Origin of the sequence: Pseudomonas sp. GD03858 (assembly GCF_029840925.1) — a bacterium.
Classification (GTDB): domain Bacteria; phylum Pseudomonadota; class Gammaproteobacteria; order Pseudomonadales; family Pseudomonadaceae; genus Aquipseudomonas.
Map to the genome: position 1 here is coordinate 15509 of NZ_JAOCDM010000045.1, position 21386 is coordinate 36894.

The window sequence follows — 21386 nt, forward strand, 5'->3', positions numbered from 1 at the left end:
CCGCTTGGCAGACAGGGAGACAGTCATGCGTTATTCCTCGCTCACTCAACGCATCGCCGGCGATGCGGCCTCGGCCTGGGACATTCATTATCAGGCCCTGGACCTGCGCAGCCGGGGGCGAGAGGTATTGCTGCTGTCGATGGGCGACCCAGACTTCGATACCCCGGTGCCGGTGGTGGATGCCGCGGTGGCCAGCTTGCGTCGAGGCGATACCCACTACGGTGATGTGCGTGGCAGCCGAGCCCTGCGCGAGGCGATCGTGCGGCGCAGCGGGTTGGCGCTGGATCCGGATCAGGTGGTGGTCACCGCCGGCGCTCAAGGGGCGTTGTTCGCCACCTGCCAATGCCTGTTCGAGGCCGGAGATGAAGTGATCGTCGCCGAGCCGATGTACGTCACCTATCACGCTGTGCTGGGGGCTTGCGGCGCACGGGCGGTACCCGTGGCGGTGCGCCCGGAGGAGGCGTTTCGCCTCGACCCCGACGCCGTGGCCCGCGCCATCACCCCCAGGACCAGGGGGCTGTTGCTCAACACCCCGCACAACCCTACGGGCGCGGTCATCGGCGCGGCGGACCTGGAGCGCCTGGCGGCACTGTGCCGCGCGCATGATGTCTGGCTGGTCTGCGACGAGGTCTATCGGCGGTTGGCGCATGACGGCGAGACGCCGCAGCCCTGGCGGCTGCCCGGCATGGCCGAACGCTGCGTGATCATCGACAGCCTGTCCAAGTCCCACGCCATGAGCGGCTGGCGTGTGGGGTGGGTGATCGCGCCGCCAGCGCTGGCCGCTCACCTGGGCAACCTGGCCATGGCCATGCTGTTCGGTTTGCCGGAGTTCGTCATGCATGCGGCCTGCGTCGCGCTGGAGCAGCCACTGCCAGAGGTGGAGCGAATGCGTGAGGCTTATCGGCAGCGGCGCGACCGGGTGTGCGCGCAACTCGACGGTTGCCCCGGCGTACAGGTCCATCGTCCGGCCGGAGGCATGTTCGTCATGCTCGATATTCGCGGCACCGGGCTCGGCGCCCAGGCCTTCGCCCAGCGCCTGCTGGACGAAGAGGGCGTGGCGCTGCTGCCCGCGGACGCCTTCGGGCCAAGCGCGGTGGGGCACGTGCGTCTGGGGCTGGTGCTGGAGGCCGAGGTGCTGGAGACGGCATGCCAGCGCATCGTTGCTTTCGCCTTGCGCCTGTCAGCCGAGCAGGCCTGCGGCAATGTTGATGGTGAAGCCCAGGATCGCCGTGTTGAACACGAAACATACCAGTGAGTGGGCCAGCACCACCTTGCGCATGGCCCGGCTGCCGACCCCGATGTCGGAGGTCTGTACGGCGACGCTGATGGTGAACGAGAAGTAGTGGAAGTCCCAGTAGTCCGGATTGCGCTCGCCGTCGGGGAAATACAGGGGCGGCTTCTGTGCGCCGTCGGTATAGAACAGCCGGGCGTAGTGCAGGCTGAAGATGCAGGCGATCAGCAGCCAGGAGCCGGCTACCGTCAGCCCGGTGTACAGGTAGTGCAAGGCCAGGGCGGAGCCGTCCAGCCCTCGGCTCGAGACCAGCTGCAGGGTGACGGCGGCCAGGCTGGCGATGGCCGAGATACAGACGGTGATCAGCACCAGGCCAGCATTCTCGTCTTCGATGCGCGCGACGTTGCGCACCCGCTCGGCATTGGCCCGCAGGCTCAGCCACAGGACCATGAGCAAGTACAGCCAGACGCCCAGGTTCCAGCCGGTGAGGATATGCTGCACCGTATCGTCGGCGGGAATCAGCCACGCGCCGAGCACGCCGGCCAGGGTGGCGATGCTCAGGCGAGGGTGGGTGCGGCTGAGGCGGAGAAAGTCCATGCGGTCTCTTGGCGGGGAGGGCCTAGCTTGAACTGTAGACCAGTCGTGCTCTTGTCGTGGATCAGCCCGGCATGCCATCGGCTCGGGCGCGCATCAGGATAGGCAGGTAATGCCAAAGGAACAGCAGCAACGCAGCGCTGCCGAACAGCACCGACAACCCCAGCCCCAATGGCGTGAATGGCGTCATCACCACCCGTGCCAACGCCGCCAGCTGGATCAGCGCGAAGGCGCAGCCGATGCTGCGCGGCACCTGCAGTGGCCGCCCGGTATGTCCCAGGCTCACCCGGGCCATCATCGCCACGATCAATCCGCTCATGGCGCCGACCGTCAACGCATGGGTCGCCAGGCTCGGAGCCAGCGCCATCCCCGCATGCCACAGGGCCAGGCCCAGGCAAGCCGGGATCAGCCAGGCATAGGCCAGGTGTAACGACCACAACAGCGGCAGCCGCCACAACCCGCGCTCATGCCACGACAGCAGGCGTGCGCCGTGCAACAGGGCCAGGGCGGCGAACAGCACGGCCATCGAAGGTCGGGGGCTGTCACCGAACCCGGCGACAACGGTCAGCGGCACCGACACGCTGCCCAGCAGGCAGGCGCGGTCGAGCCATGGGCGCGCCCTGGCGGGCGTCATGTTGCCCAGGCCACGACGAGTGAAGAACGGGATTACCCGGCCACCGATCACGCTCATCATCGCGGCGACCAGCCAGAGCCCAGCCAATACGCCACGTCGTTGCCACTCCTCGCTGTGCGCCAGCCAACCCGCCAGGGTCAGCCACTGGCAGGCCGCGGTCAGCAGGATCAGGCCGACGATCGGGTAGTTGTTGCGCAGCCGCCGCTGGATGATCGGTCGGGCCAGGGCCACGGCGACCAGCGGCAGGAAGCTGCCCTGGATCGATACCAGCAGCCAGGCTGGCAGTGGCATGAACCAGGCCAGGCGGCCCAGCAACCAGAGCAGGAACAAAGCCTGCAGCGGCCGACCGGCCAGGCCAGGGATGCCACTCCAGTTCTGCACGGCGGTGAGCAGAAAGCCGGCGATGATGGCTACCGCGAAGCCGAACAGCATTTCGTGGCGATGCCAGGCGAGCATGCCGCCGGGCGGGGTGGGCGACAGGGCGCCCGCGAGCGTGCCGCCCCAGAGCAACAGGGCGATCAGCGCAAACAGGCTGCCGCCGAGGAAGAATGGACGGAATCCCAGAGCCCAGAGGGCCTGGCGAGGACGAGTGACGATCGGCTGAATCAGCATGGCGGGAACCTTGGTTCGATCGGAGCGGTTGAATGGGGTACCATCACGAACCGTGCCATTGCTCAAAGCCCTTGAATATCAAGGTAATGGCACCAGTTGTAGTCATTATGACTTTATTGTTTTGAAGTCATTTTGACCTTCATCAAGGTTGAAATGACTCGTTTTTCCGTGTCACGCCGTTCGCGAGATGTGGCATCGCTACAGGATTCCCTTTGTGACCGATCTCCTGCGCAACCCGCTGTTGCAGTACTTCGCCCGTCTGGCGCCATCGAGCCAGCTGACCATGCGCTACATCCTGCAGGACGCCGCCGACCGCCTGGGCTTCGTCGACTGCGACATTGCCGATGTCCCTTGGCACCATCTCGAGCCCGGGCACGTGATCGCGCTGGTCGCCGCCTTGCGCGCCGACGGCTACGCCCCCAACACCTCGTCGCTTTACGTCAACGCCGTGCGTGGCGTGATGAACGAAGCCTGGCGCCAGGGCCTGATCGAACATGAGCGGTTGCTCAAGATCCGCGAGATCAAACCGGCCGGCGGAAGTCGCCTGCCGCCGGGGCGCAACCTGCGCCGCAGCCTGATCCGTGAGCTGATGGAGGTATGCGCCGCCGATCCGCGTCCTCAGGGCGTGCGCGATGCGGCGATCCTGGCGCTGTTGTACGGCACGGGCATGCGCAAGTCGGAGTCGGTGGATGTCGACCTGGCCCAGGTGGATTTCCAGGAACGCAGCGTGCAGGTGCTGGCCAAGGGCAATCGCCAGCTGATCAAGTACGCCCCGGCCTGGGCTTTCGAAAAGCTGCAGGCCTGGCTCGACCTGCGTCGCGAACACCTGCCGAGCGGCGAGCGCGACGACAGCTTCCTGTTCAACCGGATCCGTCGCGGCAGCCATATCACGCGGGCACGCATCACCAAGCATGCGATCTACTACATTGCCCGTCAGCGTGGGGCGCAAGTCGGGGCGAAGATCATGCCCCACGATTTTCGCCGGGCCTTCATCACCCGGGTGATCGAAGAACACGACCTGTCGATCGCGCAGAAACTGGCGCACCACGCCAATATCCAGACCACGGCAGGCTATGATCGGCGCGATGACAATGATCGGCGTCGGGCGGTGGAGCGCTTCGACTACTGAGCGACGACGAGCCCAAGGCCATTTGCCGTCGTGCTCAATGAATGCTCGAGGCCAGGTCGAAGATCGGCATGTACATCAGGATCACGATCAGCCCGATCAGCAAGCCGATGAACGTCATCAGCAACGGCTCGAACAGCTTGACGAACCACTCCACCCAGCGGCCGATTTCCTGGTCATGAAAATCTGCGCAGCGCTCCAGCATCTCGCCGAGGTTGCCGGCGTGCTCGCCGGCGCGCAGCAGCCGCAACGACACGGGGGTCACCAGCTGGTTGGCTTCCAGCGCGGCGGACAACGCCAGGCCCTCGGCAACCTGCCGGCTGGCGTGCTCCAGGCCCGTGGCCGCGGCGCTGCCCAGCAGGCCCCGGGCCATGCCCAGCGCCGTGAGGATGGGAATGCCGCCTTGCAGGAGAATGCCCAGCGAGCGGTAGAAGCGCGCCAACTCATACATGACCAGGCGCTGGTGCAGGGCCGGTACGCGGCGCAGTTGCCGGCTGCCCCAGCGACGTACTACGGGGTGGCGGCGCAGGGCGATCAGTGTCGTGATGAGCGCCAGCGCGCCCAGCCCCAGCGGCAATTGCTGGGCGTGCAGAAACAAGCCTGTCTGCATCAGTACCTGTGACAGCCACGGCAGCTCGCTGCCCATCCCTTCGAACACCAGACTGAAGCGGGGCACTACATAGCCCAGCAGGAACAGCACCACGCCGCCGCCGACCAGCAGCAACAACAGCGGGTAGACCGAGGCGCCGACCAGCTTCTGCCTGACCAGGTCCAGGCGCTGGCGATAGCCGATGTAGCGGGTCAGGGCGTCGCCCAGCGCACCCGTGCGCTCGCTCGATTGCACCAGGGCCACGTACAGGGTGGGGAACACCCTGGGTTGCTGGGCCAGGGACTGGGAAAACGAGCGCCCTTCATACAGCTGGCGCACCAGCTGTTCGAGGGTCTTGCGCGCGTCGCTGCCGGGGGCTTTCTCGGCCAGGCTTTCCAGGGCATCGATCAGGGGCAGGCCAGCAGCGAGCAGGGTTGTCAGTTCCTGGCTGAACAGGACCAGGTCGAACGCCGCCGCGCGGCGCTTCCAGAGTCGAACCTGGCCGCGCACGCTGAGCACGCGCAACCCCTGATCCTCGGCCTGGCGCCGAGCCTGCTCGATGTCCTCGGCATCCACCTGCAACTGCACCACGCCCTGGCGCCCCAGGGCCTTGAGCTGATAACGCATGAGCGAGCTCCTCACTGCCAGCTGCTGATCTCGGCGTTTTCCCCGTCACCGCCAGGCTGGCCATCCTTGCCCATGGACAGCAGGTCGTACTCGCCGCCGTTCTCGCCAGGTTGTCGATAGATGTAGGCGCGCCCCCACGGGTCCTGGGGCACGGCCTTCTGCAGATAGGGGCCGGCCCAGCGTCCCTCGCCGCTAGGCGCCACCACCAGGGCCTGCAGCCCTTGCTCGCTGCTGGGGTAGTGGCCGATTTCCAGGCGGTAGAGATCCAGGGCCTTGCCCAGGCCTTCGATCTGTGCCCGCGCCACCTTGGCTTCGGAGCGCCCCAACTGGCTGAAGTACTTGGGGGCGACGATCCCGGCCAACAGGCCCAGCACCACCAGTACCACCAGCAGTTCGAGCAAGGTGAAGCCACGTTGGACATGAATGTTGCGGTGCATGATGAAACCCTCCGTCGCGTGGGCAGGCTTGCCTTCACTGCGCTTATGCAACTGCCGTGCTCGTCTGCGCCGGGGCCAGGCGCCATGGGCGATGGCCGGCGGCACGCTGCTTGCGTCATTGCCGAAAAGCCCGGCTTGGCGGGGCATTTCCCCCACTTCGGGGGCTCACGGCGGGGAGGCGACCGACATGCGTGGATTGATCCTGGGATTGTTGGTAGGGCTGCTGGCATTGGACGCCCAGGCCGACGTGTACATCTCCAGCGACGGCAAGGGCGGCTTCGTGCTGTCCAACGTGCACCGTCCGGGACGCCACTACGACCGGGTGATCCGCGAGAAGGACGCGCAGGGCGGGCCGGCCAATGCGCAGTTGGTCATCGGCCGGCCATATGCCGAACTGGTGGCCGCCGCCGCGTTGGCCAACGATGTGCCGCAGGCCTTGCTGCATGCCTTGATCAAGGCCGAGTCCGGCTACAACCCCAAGGCCCGTTCGGCCAAGGGCGCGGTGGGATTGATGCAGTTGATGCCGGGCACCGCGAAGGAAATGGGGGTCAGCGATGCGCTCGACCCCGAGGCCAACGTGCATGGCGGCGCGCGCTACCTCAAGCGCATGCTGACGTTGTTCGACAACGACATCACCCTGGCGGTGGCGGCCTACAATGCCGGGCCGGACGCGGTGCTCAGCCGGGGAAGGGTGGTGCCGCCCTTTGCCGAGACACGGCGCTATGTGCCGAACGTGCTGCGCGAATATCGCCTGCTGCGGGGCTTGGCCGAGGATGCGCCGCTCTAGGGTTTGTACGAAAAGTCGCCGAGCGGCGATCAGGCAAGGCGAAAACAGGCGAGGAAGCGGAGTTTACTGGTTGTAAATGAGCATTCCGAGCCTGTTTTCAACGCAGCATGATCGTCGCGCAGGCACTTTTCGTACAAAGCCTAGAATGTCCGAGGGCCGTCGACGGCCGGACCGCCTCCTGTTCTGTGAGCGACAAGGCCACGCCGGCAGCCCATGGTTTCCCCAACTCTGGGCTATAACCTCTAGAGGTGCCCAGCCGCGGAGCCTGCCATGGACCTCGCCCCCCGTTTCGAACCGTTCGTGCCCGCCGATGGCGGCGGCGGGCGCAAGCCGTTCAACCTGCTGCGCTGGTATGCCTGGGTCAGCCTGGCCATCATTCTCTCGGTGGGCATCGGCCTGGGGCTGATCTCCAGTCGTTTCATCATCGACGAGAGCGTCGAGCGCGATGCGTTGCTCACTGCCCAGTTCATCACCTCGATCGCCGATGCCGAGGTCCGGCATGTGTCGATCCCCAATGTGCGCACCATGGGCGAGCTGCTCGACCCGCGTACCGACCATGCCGTGCCCCAAGTCTCGCCAGAAGCGCGGCGCAAGGCGCGCGGCGAGTTCCTCGACCATGTCGCCCATCTGCCGGACCTGCTCCTGGCCAATATCTACGCGCCTGACCGGACGGTGATCTGGTCGAGCAACCCGGCCCTGATCGGCAAGCTGATCGACTCCGACGATGACCTGGACAAGGCGTTCGAATACAAGATGCGGGTCTCGGCCAGCTACCACGACTTCGAACAGGCGCGCAGCGAGCAGAAGTTCATCACGCCGCCTGAGCAGTTGTTCATCGAAAACTATATCCCGCTGTTCGACGCCGACGGTGAAAAGGTCACGGCGATGGTCGAGATCTACAAGGAACCCCATGACCTGATCACCCGCATCGAGCATGGCCTGCTGCTGATCTGGCTGGCCATTGCCGTGGGCGTAGGGCTGGTCTACTTCGGGCTCTACGGCATCATGCGCCGAGCCGCGCGGCTGATGGCGGCGCAGCAGAAGCGCTTGATCGGCAACGAAACCTTCGTCGCCCTGGGCGAGGTGTCGTCGGCGGTGGCCCACAGCCTGCGCAATCCGCTGGCCAGCATCCGTTCCAGCGCGGAGCTGGCCGAGGCCTTCGATGAGGGGCCGGCGCAGAAGAATATCAGCGACATCATCAGCCAGGTCGATCGCATGTCGAAGTGGGTACGCGAGCTGCTGCAGTCGTTGCGCCCGCTCAACGACGACACGGTGCCGGTGGATGTTGCCCAGACCCTGCGCGAAAGCCTGCAGGCGTTCGCCCCGGCACTGGAGCGCGGTGGCATACGCTTGGCGCTGGCCGAGCTGCCGACAGTGCAGGTGCTGGGGCAGCCGGAGCTGATCGGCCAGATCTTCGACAGCCTGATCGCCAACGCCCTGGAGTCGATGGAGCCAGGTGGCGAGTTGCGCGTGGAGCTGGTCAGACATGACCGGCGCAGCCTGACCTTGCGGCTGTCGGATACCGGCAAGGGCATGAACGAGCAACAGCAGCGCATGGCGTTCCGACCGTTCTTCACCACCAAGCAGGGCGGGCTGGGGGTGGGTCTGATGCTGGTCAAGCGGATCATGGAGCGTTGCGGTGGCTCGGTGCGCCTGAGCAGCCAGGAAGGCTTGGGTACCCGTGTGCTGTTGAGTTTTCGTGTGGCAATAACCTGATGTTATTTATCAGATAAGATTTTTAACTTAGTGATTTTTATTGTTTTTATTGAATCGTGTGGTTTTTACCCACATCTGGGGAATTCTTCTTCTTTCGAGTTTAGGTTTAAGCTCTAAGCAAATGATTTATATATAAAAATGATTTTTATTTTTCGCTGGCCAAGTTTTTGCTTAGACCCTTCTCGACCCCAGGGTGGCGACGACAGGCATGACGCCGCCAGGGATTTTGCTACCGCGAGTAGCGACGGCGCGCGGGTGACGATCACCGGCCTCCAGGCGGATATGAAGCGATGCAGACGCTCGAGAACGAGTCCCCCGACAAAGCCGTCACCCCTATCCCGGGGCTGCTTTCGCCGCCGCGCGAGTTCAACCTGCTGCGCTGGTTCTCGCTGGTCAGCCTGCTGATCATCGCTTCGGTCGCCGGCGGGCTGGGGTATGTGTCGACCCGTTTCGTGGTGCGCGACAGTGTCGAGCGCGACGCCATGCTCACCGCCCAGTTCATCCAGGCCATGGCCCAGGCCGAGGTACGGCACTCACAGTTGCCGCCGGGCGTCACCATGGGCGAGCTGCTCGACCCACGGCTGGATGAACAGCACCTGCAGTTCACGCCGCAGCTGGCCCAGTCCACCCGGGTCGAGTTCCTCGATCATGTCGAACACCTGCCCGACATCCTCCTGGCCAATGTCTATGCCCGGGACCGCACGGTGGTCTGGTCGACCAACCCGCAACTGATCGGCAAGCGTATCGAGGGCGATGACGATCTCGAGCATGCCTTCCAGTCGCGCCAGTCGGTGTCGGCCAGCTACCACAAGGCCGATGAGGACCGTGAGGAGCAGAAGTTCCAGCGCGAGCCCAGGCTGCTGTTCATCGAGAACTACATTCCGCTGTTCGACAGCCAGGGCGAACAGGTACTGAGCATGGTCGAGATCTATAAGGAACCCCAGGACCTGGTGCGGCGGATCCAGCGTGGCTATGTGCTGATCTGGGTCTCCACGCTGGCCGGTGGCGCGCTGATCTACTTCGGGCTGTTCTGGATCGTGCGCCGCGCCGCGAGCCTGCTGCAGCATCAGCAGGACCGGCTGGTGGCCAGCGAGACCTACGTGGCCCTGGGCGAGATGTCCTCGGCGGTGGCCCACAGCCTGCGCAACCCGCTGGCCAACATCCGCTCCAGCGCCGAGCTGGCCCAGGAGATCGCCAGCCCGGCGGCGCGCAAGAACATTGGCGACATCATCACCCAGGTCGATCGCATGTCGCGCTGGGTGCGCGATCTGCTGGTGTCGCTGCGCCCCGCCAGCGATGAAGCGGAAGCGGTCGACCTGGTGGCCGCCATCGAGGATGCACGGCAGACCTTCGCGCCGCAGATCGAGCGCAACGGCGTGTGTTTCAGCCTCGAAGGGCCGCAGGCGCAGTGGGTGGCGAGCCAGCCGCTGCAACTTACCCAGATTCTCAACAGCCTGTTCGCCAATGCGCTGGAGGCCATGCCCCGAGGCGGCGTGCTGCGGGCCGAGGTACGCCAGCTCGACGGCCAGCAGGCCCAGTTGCAGCTCAGCGACACCGGCAAAGGCATGAGCGAGCAGCAACGACAGATGGTGTTCAAGCCATTCTTCACGACCAAGCAGGGCGGACTGGGCGTCGGCCTGGCCCTGGTCAAACGGATCATGGAACGCTTTGGCGGCGCGGTCGAACTGAGCAGCCGCGAAGAGGAAGGAACCCGCGTCAGCCTGACTTTCAATATCGCAGCGGGAGGGGACCATGGAGCGCAGCATCCTGGTGGTCGAGGACGATGAGATCCTCGCCGACAATATTCGCACCTACCTGAATCTGAAGGGCTTCGAGGTCTCGGTGTGCCATAGCGCCGAGCTGGCCCTCGAGCAGGTCAAGCGCATTCAGCCCGATGCCGTGCTGACCGACAACTCGCTGCCTGGCATGAGCGGGCATGAGCTGTTGCGGACCCTGGTGGCACAGGCGCCGGAGCTCAAGGTGATCATGATGACCGGCTACGGCAACGTCGAGGACGCGGTGCTGGCCATGAAAGAGGGCGCTTTTCACTATCTGACCAAGCCGGTGGTGCTGGCCGAGCTCAAGTTGATGCTGGACAAGGCCCTGGCTGCCGAGCGCATGGAGCGCACGCTGACCTTCTACCAGGAGCGCGAGGCGCAGAAGTCGGGGATGCAGGCGCTGATCGGCGAGTCGCCGGTGATGCTCGAGCTCAAGCACACGCTCAGGCAGTTGCTCGACGCCGAGCGGCGCATGGCCAGCGACGACCTGCCGCCGGTGTTGATCGAGGGCGAGACCGGCACGGGCAAGGAACTGGTGGCCCGTGCCCTGCATTTCGATGGCAGCCGGGCCAAGGGGCCGTTCATCGAGTTCAACTGTGCGTCGATTCCGGCCAACCTGCTGGAGGCCGAGCTGTTCGGGCACGAGAAGGGCGCGTTCACCGATGCCAAGGAGCGGCGTGTCGGCCTGGTCGAGGCGGCCGATGGCGGCACATTGTTCCTCGATGAAATCGGTGAAATGGACCTGGTACTGCAGGCCAAGCTGCTCAAACTCCTGGAGGACCGCTGCATCCGCCGCATCGGCGCGGTCAAGGAACGCAAGGTGGACTTGCGGGTGATCAGTGCCACCAACTGCAACCTGGAACAGATGGTCCAGCAGGGCAAGTTCCGCCGAGACCTGTTCTTCCGCCTGCGCATCATCGCGCTGAAGGTCCCGCGGCTGTATGCTCGCGGCCAGGACATCCTGCGTCTTGCCCGGCATTTCCTGGCGCACCATGGGCGCCGCTATGGCAAGCCGAACCTGCGCTTCTCGACCGAGGCCGAGGCCTTGATGCTTGGGTATGGCTGGCCAGGCAATGTGCGCGAATTGCGCAACATGCTGGAGCAGACCGTGCTGCTGGCCCCCAGCGAGGTGATTGGCGCGCATCAGTTGAACCTGTGCATGACCCTGGTCGACGAGCCCATGGCGCAGCCGTCGACCATTGCCGTTCTCGATGCGCATCGCCACGAATCGGAGCTTTCCGGCAGCCTGCCGGACATGGAGCGCGACATGGTCTGCCGCACGCTCGATCGCACCGACTGGAATGTCACCAAGTCGGCGCGGCTGCTGGGTCTGTCGCGGGACATGCTGCGCTACAAGATCGAGAAGCTGGGGCTGAGCAGGCCGGACAAACGGCAGTGGTGAGTAGCGGCGCGATCCCTGTAGGAGCGGCCTTGTGTCGCGAAAGGGCTGCGCAGCAGCCCCGGGATTTCAGCATTGATGCAAAGATTGTAAGGGCCGCTTCGCGACCCTTTCGCGACACAAGGCCGCTCCTACAAGGGGTGTGCGCTCAAGGTTTCCCGGTGTTTCCTGACCCGTCACCCTCACGCCCCATGCCCTCCGAGCCACTGTCGCCCATCCCCGGCAGATCGCGAGCATCGTTCTGCTCGGCAGGCGCGCGTTGCGGGTCATTGCCCTTGATCCTCGGGTCCGTATCCCGTGGCATGGGCTTCTCGATCGGATTGAGGGTGCTGTCGACGCCCGGCTGTGGCGCCGGATTGTGCGGATCGTCGGGATAGGTGGTGCCGGTGCCCACGGCCAAGGCCAGGGGCGAGGCGAGCAGGGCGGCCAGGAGGAAGGCGTGTTTCATCGGGCAGGCTCCTTTGCGACGGAGAAAGCGGCCCTGCCAGCGCAGGGCCTCTGTCTCACTTGGGCCTGGACCCCGTCAGCAAGGTGCCATTGCGGCGATCAACGGTCACACCACCAGCGACAGCAGCATGATGAAGATGATGCCGACCACCGAAAGGATGGTTTCCATCATGCTCCAGGTCTTGAAGGTTTCCGCCACGGTCATGTTGAAGTACTGCTTGACCAGCCAGAAACCGGCGTCGTTGACGTGGGACAGGATCAGCGAGCCGGCGCCGGTGGCCAGCACCAGCAGCTCGCGGTTCACCCCGGGCACCAGGTCGATCACCGGTGCGACGATGCCGGCGCCGGTGATGGTGGCCACGGTCGCCGAACCGGTGGCGATGCGGATCACCGCCGCCACCAGCCAGGCCAGCAGGATCGGCGAGATCTCGGCCTGTACCGCCATCTGCCCGATCACGTTGCCGACGCCGGTGTCCACCAGCATCTGCTTGAAGCCACCGCCGGCACCGACGATCAGCACGATGGCGGCGGTGGGCGCCAGGCTCTGGTCGAGCATCTTCATGATCTGCTGGCGGCTGAAACCGCGCGCCGAACCGAAGGTGTAGAAGGCCAGCAGCAGGGCGGCGAGCAGGGCGGTGATCGGGTGGCCGATCAGGTCCATCCACTGACGCACGATATGCTCGGCGGGCAGCACCACGTCGGCGAAGGTCTTGAGCAGCATCAGCGCCACCGGCAGCAGCACGGTGACCAGGGTCACGGTGAAGCTCGGCAGGTTTTGCTGGTTGGTTTCACGGGCGATCTGGTCCATCAGCTCCTGGGACGGATTGCCCGGGATATAGCGCGAGATGAAATTGCCGAACAGCGGCCCGGCGATTACCGCCGTCGGCAGCGCCACCAGCAGGCCGTAGAAAATGGTCTTGCCGATGTCGGCGTGGAAGATGCCGATCGCCAGCAGCGGCCCCGGGTGTGGCGGTACCAGGCCGTGCACCACCGACAGGCCGGCCAGCAACGGGATGCCGATCTTCACCAGCGACACGCCCGAGCGACGAGCGACGATGAACACCAGCGGGATCAGCAGCACGAAGCCGATCTCGAAGAACAGCGGGATCCCCACCAGGAAGGCGGCAAACATCATCGCCCAGTGCACCTTCTGCTTGCCGAAGGCGCGGATCAGGGTCTGGGCAATCTGGTCGGCGCCGCCGGAGTCGGCCATCAGCTTGCCGAGCATGGTGCCCAGGGCCAGGACGATGCCGACGAAGCCCAGCACGCCGCCGAAGCCGTCCTGGAACGATTTCATCACCTTGGCCACCGGCATGCCGGAGGTCAGGCCGAGAAAGCCCGCGGCCAGGGTAAGGGCGACGAAGGGGTGAACCTTGAAGTGGGTGATCAGCAGGATGAGCCCGACGATGGTGACCAGTGCGTCGAGTAGCAGAAAGGTATCGGTAGCCAGTCCGAACATGGTTCGTGAACCTCGGTCTTTTCGTTTCGTTGTTGTTTTGGTGTCGCGTGTCTTGCGTCATTGGCCATCAGAGGCTTGGGAGACAGCGCTGTCTTTGGTGAGCTGGAAAAACCGCCGGGTCAGGCAGTCCGCGCCAGCGCCTGCTCACCGTTGGGCTTTAGCCATTGATGCACGTCCTCGGCCAGCATCGCGAGCGGGCGGGTGGCGTCCAGGGCCAGGGTCAGGGGCTCTCCGTGCGGCGCTTCCAGCGCGGCGAACTGGCTGTCGATCAGGCTGGCCGGCATGAAGTGGCCGGGGCGGGCGAGCACGCGCTTCTCGGCTTCCTGCGGGGTCAGTTCGAGGAACACGAAGCACAGCTCGGACACGGCCTGGCGCAGGGTGTCGCGATAGCGGCGCTTGAGGGCCGAGCAGGTGAGGATGGGGCGTTCGCCTGCGGCGAGGGTGGCCTGCAGTTCCTGGCCAAGCAGTACCAGCCAGCCGGCACGGTCGTCGTCGTCCAGGGGAATGCCGGCACTCATCTTGGCGATGTTCGCGGCAGGGTGAAAGGCATCGCCTTCGATCAGGCGGCCGCCGCTGCGGGTGGCGATGGCGGCGCCGACGCTGCTCTTGCCGCAGCCGGCCACGCCCATGACCACGATCGCGGACAGGGAAGGGTTCATCTGTACCTCCTGCTGGGTGAGATAGCGCTGTCTTGGTCAAGGCGGACCAAACACGACAACGCGACCCTCCCGGGTTTTATTGATCTTGTCTTTGGCAGTATGGACGCTGAACGCATGCCTGCTACCAAGATTGCATTGCCTGCATTCAGAGACAGCGCTACCTTAGTGACCGTTCCCCATTCCTGCAAGCAGTAAAATTACAACACTCATGTCTCGTACTGGCTCGCGTACCACTGGTCGTCCCACTCTGGCGGAAGTCGCCAGGCTTTCCGGGGTTTCCCCCATCACCGCCTCCCGCGCCCTGCGCGGGGTCAGCACGGTCGCGCCCGAGCTGGTGGAAAAGGTCCTGGCCGCGGCGTCCAGCCTCGGCTATGTCGCCAACCCGGCGGCCCGCGCCCTGGCTTCGGCGCGCAGCCAGTCGGTGGTGGTGCTGATTCCGTCGCTGTCCAACCAGCTGTTCATCGACACCCTCGAAGCGATCCATGAGGTGATGCGGCCGCGTGGGCTGGAAGTGCTGATCGGCAACTATCACTACGATATCGCCGAGGAGGAGAACCTGATCCGCAATTACCTGGCCTATCAGCCGTGCGGGATGTTGCTCACCGGCTTTGAGCGCAGCGAAGGCGCGCGCAAGATGCTCGCGGCCAGCCAGGTGCCGTGCGTGCACATGATGGAGCTGGGCGGGGCGACAGGCGCGTTGTCGGTGGGCTTCTCCCAGCACGAGGCCGGGCGCGCCGCGGCGCGGCACCTGATCGAGCGCGGGCGGCGGCGCCTGGGGTTCATCGCGGCGCAGCTCGACCCGAGGGTGATGCAGCGTGCCGAAGGCTTCCGCCAGGCGCTGGCCGAAGCCGGGCTGCAGGCGCCCGAGCTGGAGGTGCTGGATCCGCAGCCGTCTTCCATTGGCCTGGGCGGCGTGCTGTTCAGTCGGTTGCTGGCGCGGGCGCCGGATGTCGATGGCATCTTCTTCTGCAACGATGACCTGGCGCAGGGGGCGGTGCTGCAGGCGCTGCGCGAGGGGGTCGAAGTACCACGCCAGGTGGCCATGGTCGGGTTCAATGATCTGCCGGGGTCGGCGCACATGGTGCCGCGGTTGACGTCCATTCGCACGCCGCGGGCGGCGGTCGGGCGAGGGGCGGCGCAGGCTTTGCTGGCGATGCTCGACGGCAAGCGGGTGGCTGAGGAGCAGCAGGACCTGGGGTTCGAGCTGATGGTGCGCGAGAGTTCCTGAGGCTTCACGCTCCCGCCCTGCGCGCGAAAGGGCCAGAACAATCAACATCGCCTGCGAATCCGCATGAAAAATCAAAACCGGCATTCTCGAACCTGAAGCAAAAAGGAACCGCAGTGCCAGGGAGAGCCAACACCGCGGTCCAAGGGGGGAGGGAGAACCTCACTGCTGGGTAACGGTCGCCATGTTGGCATTGCCGTACTGGGTGATGGTGGCCGTCTGGCTGGCTCCGCTCTGGTCGACAAACGCCTGGTTGGCGTTGCCGGCCTGGGTCACGTAGGCGAGGTTGACGCCGTCGGTCTGCTTGATGGTGGCTTCGTTGCCGTAGCCGTGCAGCTGGTAGGTGTAGCTCTGGTTGCCACTGCCGGACTGTTCGACGGTGATGCTGCCACCACTGCCGGCGGCCAGGCCTTCGGCGTAGTTGGCGGTGCCGCGCTGATCGGCGATGAGCAGGTTGTCGTTGCCATTCTGTTCGAAGTACAGCTCGTTGTTGCTGTCTACCTGATGCGTCTCCATCTTGTTGAAGAGGCCTTTCTGGTTCAGCCGGGCAACCTGGCTGTTGCCTTCCTGGGTGATGTTGACGCTGTTGCCGTGGCCGTTCTGGTTGATCTCGGCACGCTGGTTGGCGCCGAACTGCCCACCGGATTTCTCGCCCTTCCAGTTGCTGGCCATGATCTTGTTGGCATTGCCCACGGTGCTGATGGTCAGGCTATGGTTGTCGCCGGTCTGGTAGGTGAAGTGCAGGTTCTTGTTGCCGTCCTGCGAGATGCTGGTCACCGACTGGTTGCTCTCGAACTGGTCCGACCAACTGGCGTTGCCGTTGCCTCTCTGGTTCAGGTTGGCGCTGTTGTTCTGGCCGAAGCTCTGGTCGATGTAACCCTCGTTGAGCTGACCATTCTGCTGGACGCTGGCCTGGCTGGCGGTCTGGTTGTCCTGCCAGACTTCCACCGAATGGCCGGTGCCGTACTGGTTGATGCCGATGGTGCCGCCCAGCCCGTCGCGCTGGTCGCCATAGGCCCAGTTCTGCTTGCCCTCCTGGTAGATGGCGATATCGCCGTCGCGGTGGGTCATGTGCTCGGCGGCGGCCTGGTTGTCGGTGCCCAGCTGCATGATCACGCTCTTGTTGTTGCTGCCGCCGAACAACTGCTCGACGGTGGCGCTGTTGCCGAAGCCCGACTGTAGCGTGGTGGCCTTGCTGCCGGTCTGGGTGTCCTGCCAGATGATCGAGCGGTTGCCGGCACCGGCCTGGGTCTGCAATGCCTCGTTGTTCTCGCCCACCGACTGGCTGGCGAACGCGTCGTTCAGTTCGCCACCCGCGTGCTGGGTGATCTGGCTGCCGTTTTCATACAGTTGCTCGGCGTAGCCGGCGTTGAACGAGCCGGTGGCGCTCTGCTGGATGTGGCTGGTGCTGTTGTCCTGCACGGCCATGTGGTTGTGGTCATGGCCGGCCTGGTTCTGCGTGGCCGAGGCGAACGGCGCCAGGGTCTGCTTGACCTCGGCGATGTTCTGGGCGCCCTGTTGGGTCTGGGTCGAGGTGCTGTCGTCGGCCATGGCCTGGCCGGCAAGGGCCAGGACAATGGCGGCGCTCAGGGGGGCGAGCTTGTGCATGGTGGTGCCTCCAGGTTTGTCGGTACGGGTCTAGCGATACTGGGTGATATGGACTTGCTGGCCATTGCCGGCCTGGGTCACGGAGCTGTTGAGCCCCGTGCCGCGCTGGTCGATGGTGGCGTTGTTCAGGTTGCCGAGCTGCTCGATGGTGGCGCTGTTGCCGCTGCCGGCCTGCCGGATCGTCGCGTTGTTGCCATAGCCCTGCTGGCTGATCGCGGCCATCAGGTCGCTGCCTTCCTGCAGGATGTAAGCCTCCTGCGCGCCCCCGGCCTGGACGATCCGACCCAACAGGGCCTGGCCGTTCTGGTCGAGGGCGGCGCGATTGCCCGTGCCTTGCTGCTCGATCACCGCCACCTGGCCATTGCCCGCCGGCAGCAGGCGCACCACAAGGGGCTCGCCCAGGTCGCTGCCGGCGGCGAGGTCGGCGTTGTCCATCAGGTCGTCGGCGCTGGCCTGGCCGATGACGGCCAGGCACAGCAGCAGTGGATACAGGCGTTTCATGGCGTCCTCCCGAGGCGCTACTGCACGGTCACGTTGCTGGTGCGCGTGGTGCCTTGGCTGCTGGTCACGGTCACCGTCGGGCTGGCGGTCGGGATCGCCGTGGTGCTGTTGCTCACCGCCAGGCGCCAGCGGCCGGTCACCGGTACCGTGGTGGTGCCCAGGGTCTGCACGCCGCTGGTGGTGGTGACCCGCACGGTGATGGTGTTGCCGGTGGTCACCGAGGACGTGCCGCTGATGTCCCAGTTGTACCGGTTGTTCGAGCGGGCGGTGACCGTCGCCGCGGTGATGGCGAAGGTTTCCTGGGCAGGCCGTGGCGACACCTGCACGGTGACCGTGCCCGGCGTCGACAGCCCACCGACCGAATCACGCGCGATATAGGTGAAGCTGGTACTGAACGCCGAGCTGACCGTGGCCGGTGGCGTGTAGGTGATCACGTTGCCGTCGGTGCTGACCGTGCCACGCCCGGCCGGGGTCGGCTGGGTGACGCTGGCGATGGTCAGCGGCAGGTTGCCTTCCGGATCGGTGTCGTTGGCCAGGGCGCCGATGGTCACCGGCACGCCGAGGGTGGCGACGCTGTCGGCCACGGCGGTCGGTGGCTGGTTCGGCGCGACGTTGACGGTCACCGTGGCAATCGCCGACTTCAGGCCCTTGGCGTCCTGCGCGCGGTAGCTGAACGTGGCCACCAGCGGCGAGGTGGCGCCGGCCGGCGGGGTGTAGGTCACCGCCGTGCTGCCGTTGAGGACCACGCCACCCAGGCCGGTGCCGGGCTGGGTGAGGTCGGTTATCGCCAACGGCACGTTGCCGTCGGGGTCGCTGTCGTTGGCCAGCAGGTTCAGGGTCACGGGCACGCCGACGCTGGTGCTGCCGGTGTCGGCCTGGGCCAGCGGTGGCTGGTTCTCGGCTTGCACCGGCGCGCTGCCGACCACCACCACCGGCTCCACGTCGCTGCCGCCGTGGGCGGACTTGACGGTGATGGTGGCCGGTGGCTGAGTCAGGTCGTTGACCGTCAGGCTCTGCAGCACGCCAGCCTTGGACATGCGCCCGAAGCCCTGCACCAGCAGATCGGGCACCAGCACTTCGTCGCTGGAGCGGGCCTCGATCACCAGTCGCTTCGCGGCCCAGTCGTAACGCGCGGTGCTGACCTTCACCACATCGCTGAGCTTGCTCGACAGCGCGGTCGGCCGGGTGCTGCCGGCGGGGCTGCTGGCCGTGACCACCACCACCGACGGTGGCACGGCCTGGCTCAACTGCTGGCTGAAGAACAGCCCGTTGTTGTCGGCGAGCATGCCGAACTGGCAGGGCGACGGCGGCGTGCCGATCAGCGCCAGGCCGTTGCGCAGACACAGGCTGGCGCTGTTCGGCGCCTTGGCGAAGACCTCGACGCGGGTGCCGGCGGCATTGCGCTGGTAGGTGGCGCGCTCGAGGGTTACCGGGGTCTGCTGGCGCTGGTCGAGCAGCTTGCCGGACACGGTGAATGCGTTGGTCTGGATAGTGCCTGCCGGGCCCTGGATGCGCACGAAGTTGGTGTTGTTCGGGCTGCCGGTCACCGCCTCGGTGATATTCGGATCACCGATGAAGGTCTCGGTGGCGCCGGTGTCCGGGTTGACCGCGGTGTATGGGCCACCGACACCGCGCAGGAACGGGCCGAGGTTGCCGTTCAGCGCGCCGCTGAAGTTGCCAGGGGCGCCAATGCCGATGTCACGGGTGATGTTGATCGCCCGCCGGCCGACCTGGTTGGCGGCCACGGTGACCGTCTCCACGCCGTAGGGGTGGGTAACGGTATAGGTACCGGCACGTGGCACCGAAGCGCGGATGCGGATGCGGGCGAAGCTCTGCTGATCGCCGTCGACCGGATTTTCGGCGGCGAAGGCCGCTTCCAGGGCCGCCACATAGACTTCCAGCTCGTAGCCGCTGTTGCCCGTTTCGGGAATCTCGGTTTCGGCGAGGAACCAGAACATCTCTGGCGGCCAGTTGTCCGGGAACACCAGTGGCAGGGCGTCGTCATAGACGCCGGGCTCGGGCAGCAGGGTGCACAGGTAGGCCGGCGCACCTGGCGCGCCGGGAGCCCGGCTGCTGGTGGCGCGCGACTGGCACAGCTCCAGGGCAAGGTCGTTGGCGTCCTTGTACCACATGGGGTAGCCCCCGGTGGCGAAGGTATAGGGGCCTGGGTCGACCTCCGACAGCGCGGCCCAGGCCGCGCTGGTCACGGTGAGGGTGAAACCGGCGGCGCACAGCGCCCGGCGTGACCATGTGTTCATGCTGCCTCCTTGAAGGCGGGGCCTTTGTCTGTTCATGGCACCAGCACCACGTCTTCGCTGTCGCTGCCGCCATTGGCGCTGGTGACCTGCACCCTGGCCGGCGGAATCGGCGACAGCCCGGTGCTGAGGGTCTTCACCGCGCCGTTGCCGCTCAGGCCGCCGATCAGCGCACCGTTGCCGGTATGGGCGGTGAGGGCCGGCGGGCTGGTCTCGTCGCTGGTGCTGGCGACCAGGGTCAACTGGCCGCTGGCCAGGCTGTATTCGGCGCGGCTGATGGTCACCAGGTCGACCAGGGGCATCGGCGCGCTGGTCGGGGTGCTGGTGGCGATGGCCAGGCTGTTGTCGGCGGTCACCTGCAGGGTCAGCGGCAAGGTGGGATTGAGCGCCGACTGGGCATACCAGGCGCCGGTGCCGTTGGCTTCGGTCAAAGGCAGGGTGGGGGTCTGGCTGGACAGCGTGACCGTGGCCGGCGCCGGTGGCGCCATGGCGAACACATCCTGCTGGGCGCGCAGGTCGCCGTTCACGCTGTGCCGCGAATAGGTACTGCGCAGCGGGATCAGCGGGGTGGGGCGGTTGACCGTGGACAGCTTGCCGGAGATGGCGAACAGCTCGGTGCGCAGGTCGATACCGTTGGGGCCTTCGATGCGCACGAAGTTGGTGTTGAACGGGCTGCCGGTGACTGGCTCTTCCAGGTTCGGGTCGCCGACGAAACGCTCGCTGGCGCCGGACACCGGGTTGGTCTCGGTATACGGGCCGTTGACGCTGCGCAGGAACGGCCCGACGTCGCCCTTGAGCGCGCCGCTGTGGTCGCCCGGCGAGCCGATGCCGATGTCGCGGGTCATGTTGATCGCGCGCCGGCCGGCGGCGGGCACATCGAACACTTCGACGCCGTAGGGGTGGGTGATCACATAGGTGCCGGCCACCGGCACATCGACGCGAATGCGGACCCGGGCGAAGCTGACCTGGTCGCCGTCGATTGGCTCCTCGGCGCTGAACGCCGCCTCGATGGCCGAGCCGAAGCTCAGGTCGATGCCACGGGCGGCGTCGACGATGGCGGCGTCGGCGGTGAACCAGAACGCCTCATCGGGGAAATTGCTGGGGAAGACGATCGGCTGGGTGTCGTCGAACACGCCCGGGGTCGGCAGCAGGGTGCACATGTACGACGGCGCGCCTGGGGCACCGGCGACCCGCGAGCTGACGGCCTTGGACAGGCACAGGTCGAGGACCCGGCCATGGCTGTCCTGGTACCAGGCCGGGAACTTGCCGGTGGGCAACGTGTAGGGGCCGGTGTCGACTGCGTATAGCGCAGCCTGGGCGGGTAGATGGAGCAGGCCGGCGAAGATGGCGACGGCCAGCGGGTGGGGTGTCGGTCGGTGCATGAGTCGATTCCTCCTGCAAACGGGCCCATGGGTTGGGGCGTCTGGGGAGGGACCGGCAACTGTTGTGCCAGGTTTGCTTGGGAGGTGTGCGGGGGCTCTGGGGCAGGGGGTTGGCGGGGGCTGGCGATGTTCGGCGGGGTGTTGCGGGTGGGCGGGGGGACCCAGCATTGGGGAATGGGGTGAGGCTGCCAGGTGTTTGTCGAGAGAGTTGCAGCGCCTATGAGATCGAGCGCCGCCCGCGCGGCGCATCGCGACGCAAGGCCGCTCCTACATTTGTTGCAACGTGCCGAACCTGTGAGGCCATGGTTGCCCGCCTTGGC

The 21386-nt window shown here is 65.8% G+C and carries 18 protein-coding genes; 7 read left to right on the forward strand and 11 right to left on the reverse strand.

What is annotated here, in order from left to right; translation table 11 throughout:
- The first annotated feature begins 25 nt into the window (after window positions 1-25).
- Window positions 26-1255, forward strand: coding sequence for an aminotransferase class I/II-fold pyridoxal phosphate-dependent enzyme (locus N5D48_RS13750; protein WP_279885041.1), 1230 nt, complete (start codon window positions 26-28; stop codon window positions 1253-1255).
- Here N5D48_RS13750 and N5D48_RS13755 read toward each other — a convergent pair.
- Together N5D48_RS13755 and N5D48_RS13760 are read right to left on the reverse strand one after the other, a co-directional pair.
- Entirely contained in the window at window positions 1181-1828 is a 648-nt protein-coding gene (locus N5D48_RS13755) for a DUF1345 domain-containing protein (protein WP_279885044.1), read from the reverse strand. The genes N5D48_RS13750 and N5D48_RS13755 overlap by 75 nt on opposite strands.
- A gap of 61 nt (window positions 1829-1889) precedes the next feature.
- Entirely contained in the window at window positions 1890-3071 is a 1182-nt protein-coding gene (locus N5D48_RS13760; RefSeq protein WP_279885047.1) for an NnrS family protein, read from the reverse strand.
- 214 nt (window positions 3072-3285) lie between these two features.
- Between N5D48_RS13760 and N5D48_RS13765 the strand changes: the two genes are divergently transcribed.
- The gene (locus N5D48_RS13765; protein WP_279885050.1) at window positions 3286-4200 is read left to right on the forward strand and encodes a tyrosine-type recombinase/integrase; all 915 of its coding nucleotides are present in this window, start codon (window positions 3286-3288) and stop codon (window positions 4198-4200) included.
- A 34-nt stretch (window positions 4201-4234) separates the two neighbouring features.
- Here the strand turns inward: N5D48_RS13765 and N5D48_RS13770 are convergent, their stop codons facing one another.
- Complete coding sequence (locus N5D48_RS13770) at window positions 4235-5413, reverse strand: type II secretion system F family protein (protein WP_279885053.1); 1179 nt, start codon at window positions 5411-5413, stop codon at window positions 4235-4237.
- 11 nt (window positions 5414-5424) lie between these two features.
- Window positions 5425-5850 (reverse strand): type II secretion system major pseudopilin GspG, encoded by a 426-nt coding sequence (gspG, locus tag N5D48_RS13775; protein WP_279885056.1) that lies wholly within the window; start codon window positions 5848-5850, stop codon window positions 5425-5427.
- A gap of 187 nt (window positions 5851-6037) precedes the next feature.
- Between gspG and N5D48_RS13780 the strand changes: the two genes are divergently transcribed.
- The 4 genes from N5D48_RS13780 (at window position 6038) to N5D48_RS13795 (ending at window position 11533) form a co-directional block, all read left to right on the forward strand.
- The gene (locus N5D48_RS13780) at window positions 6038-6637 is read left to right on the forward strand and encodes a lytic transglycosylase domain-containing protein (protein WP_279885058.1); all 600 of its coding nucleotides are present in this window, start codon (window positions 6038-6040) and stop codon (window positions 6635-6637) included.
- Window positions 6638-6907: 270 nt separating this feature from the next.
- Window positions 6908-8353: an ATP-binding protein gene (locus tag N5D48_RS13785; protein WP_279885060.1), complete on the forward strand. Its 1446-nt coding sequence runs from the start codon at window positions 6908-6910 to the stop codon at window positions 8351-8353.
- A gap of 290 nt (window positions 8354-8643) precedes the next feature.
- Entirely contained in the window at window positions 8644-10140 is a 1497-nt protein-coding gene (locus N5D48_RS13790) for a HAMP domain-containing sensor histidine kinase (protein WP_279885061.1), read from the forward strand.
- The gene (locus tag N5D48_RS13795) at window positions 10106-11533 is read left to right on the forward strand and encodes a sigma-54 dependent transcriptional regulator (protein ID WP_279885062.1); all 1428 of its coding nucleotides are present in this window, start codon (window positions 10106-10108) and stop codon (window positions 11531-11533) included. Before N5D48_RS13790 ends, N5D48_RS13795 begins: the two co-directional genes overlap by 35 nt.
- A 145-nt stretch (window positions 11534-11678) precedes the next feature.
- Here N5D48_RS13795 and N5D48_RS13800 read toward each other — a convergent pair whose 3' ends face one another.
- The 3 genes from N5D48_RS13800 to N5D48_RS13810 form a co-directional block, all read right to left on the reverse strand.
- A complete protein-coding gene (locus N5D48_RS13800; RefSeq protein WP_279885063.1) occupies window positions 11679-11978 on the reverse strand; it encodes a hypothetical protein in 300 nt (99 codons plus the stop codon).
- A 105-nt stretch (window positions 11979-12083) separates the two neighbouring features.
- Window positions 12084-13436 carry a GntP family permease gene (locus N5D48_RS13805; RefSeq protein ID WP_279885064.1) on the reverse strand — a complete coding sequence of 451 codons (1353 nt, stop codon included), beginning with the start codon at window positions 13434-13436 and terminating at the stop codon, window positions 12084-12086.
- Between the two features lie 119 nt (window positions 13437-13555).
- Complete coding sequence (locus tag N5D48_RS13810; RefSeq protein WP_279885066.1) at window positions 13556-14095, reverse strand: gluconokinase; 540 nt, start codon at window positions 14093-14095, stop codon at window positions 13556-13558.
- A gap of 208 nt (window positions 14096-14303) precedes the next feature.
- Between N5D48_RS13810 and N5D48_RS13815 the strand changes: the two genes are divergently transcribed.
- Window positions 14304-15323 carry a LacI family DNA-binding transcriptional regulator gene (locus tag N5D48_RS13815; protein WP_279885070.1) on the forward strand — a complete coding sequence of 340 codons (1020 nt, stop codon included), beginning with the start codon at window positions 14304-14306 and terminating at the stop codon, window positions 15321-15323.
- Window positions 15324-15482: 159 nt separating this feature from the next.
- Here the strand turns inward: N5D48_RS13815 and N5D48_RS13820 are convergent, their stop codons facing one another.
- Genes N5D48_RS13820 through N5D48_RS13835 form a run of 4 tightly spaced genes read right to left on the reverse strand, consistent with a single transcriptional unit; the run spans window position 15483 to window position 21066 of the window.
- A complete protein-coding gene (locus tag N5D48_RS13820; RefSeq protein ID WP_279885071.1) occupies window positions 15483-16928 on the reverse strand; it encodes a curlin in 1446 nt (481 codons plus the stop codon).
- Between the two features lie 30 nt (window positions 16929-16958).
- Window positions 16959-17429: a curlin gene (locus N5D48_RS13825; RefSeq protein WP_279885072.1), complete on the reverse strand. Its 471-nt coding sequence runs from the start codon at window positions 17427-17429 to the stop codon at window positions 16959-16961.
- 17 nt (window positions 17430-17446) lie between these two features.
- Complete coding sequence (locus tag N5D48_RS13830) at window positions 17447-19687, reverse strand: Ig-like domain-containing protein (protein WP_279885073.1); 2241 nt, start codon at window positions 19685-19687, stop codon at window positions 17447-17449.
- Window positions 19688-19719: 32 nt separating this feature from the next.
- Complete coding sequence (locus N5D48_RS13835; protein ID WP_279885074.1) at window positions 19720-21066, reverse strand: hypothetical protein; 1347 nt, start codon at window positions 21064-21066, stop codon at window positions 19720-19722.
- Window positions 21067-21386 lie beyond the last annotated feature (320 nt).

Bases quoted from the DNA above. Each gene is read 5' to 3' on its own strand.
- N5D48_RS13750 (WP_279885041.1), top strand. From the start codon at position 26: ATGCGTTATTCCTCGCTCACTCAACGCATCGCCGGCGATGCGGCCTCG.
- N5D48_RS13755 (WP_279885044.1), bottom strand. From the start codon at position 1,828: ATGGACTTTCTCCGCCTCAGCCGCACCCACCCTCGCCTGAGCATCGCC.
- N5D48_RS13760 (WP_279885047.1), bottom strand. From the start codon at position 3,071: ATGCTGATTCAGCCGATCGTCACTCGTCCTCGCCAGGCCCTCTGGGCT.
- N5D48_RS13770 (WP_279885053.1), bottom strand. From the start codon at position 5,413: ATGCGTTATCAGCTCAAGGCCCTGGGGCGCCAGGGCGTGGTGCAGTTG.
- gspG (WP_279885056.1), bottom strand. From the start codon at position 5,850: ATGCACCGCAACATTCATGTCCAACGTGGCTTCACCTTGCTCGAACTG.
- N5D48_RS13780 (WP_279885058.1), top strand. From the start codon at position 6,038: ATGCGTGGATTGATCCTGGGATTGTTGGTAGGGCTGCTGGCATTGGAC.
- N5D48_RS13785 (WP_279885060.1), top strand. From the start codon at position 6,908: ATGGACCTCGCCCCCCGTTTCGAACCGTTCGTGCCCGCCGATGGCGGC.
- N5D48_RS13790 (WP_279885061.1), top strand. From the start codon at position 8,644: ATGCAGACGCTCGAGAACGAGTCCCCCGACAAAGCCGTCACCCCTATC.
- N5D48_RS13795 (WP_279885062.1), top strand. From the start codon at position 10,106: ATGGAGCGCAGCATCCTGGTGGTCGAGGACGATGAGATCCTCGCCGAC.
- N5D48_RS13800 (WP_279885063.1), bottom strand. From the start codon at position 11,978: ATGAAACACGCCTTCCTCCTGGCCGCCCTGCTCGCCTCGCCCCTGGCC.
- N5D48_RS13805 (WP_279885064.1), bottom strand. From the start codon at position 13,436: ATGTTCGGACTGGCTACCGATACCTTTCTGCTACTCGACGCACTGGTC.
- N5D48_RS13810 (WP_279885066.1), bottom strand. From the start codon at position 14,095: ATGAACCCTTCCCTGTCCGCGATCGTGGTCATGGGCGTGGCCGGCTGC.
- N5D48_RS13815 (WP_279885070.1), top strand. From the start codon at position 14,304: ATGTCTCGTACTGGCTCGCGTACCACTGGTCGTCCCACTCTGGCGGAA.
- N5D48_RS13820 (WP_279885071.1), bottom strand. From the start codon at position 16,928: ATGCACAAGCTCGCCCCCCTGAGCGCCGCCATTGTCCTGGCCCTTGCC.
- N5D48_RS13825 (WP_279885072.1), bottom strand. From the start codon at position 17,429: ATGAAACGCCTGTATCCACTGCTGCTGTGCCTGGCCGTCATCGGCCAG.
- N5D48_RS13830 (WP_279885073.1), bottom strand. From the start codon at position 19,687: ATGAACACATGGTCACGCCGGGCGCTGTGCGCCGCCGGTTTCACCCTC.
- N5D48_RS13835 (WP_279885074.1), bottom strand. From the start codon at position 21,066: ATGCACCGACCGACACCCCACCCGCTGGCCGTCGCCATCTTCGCCGGC.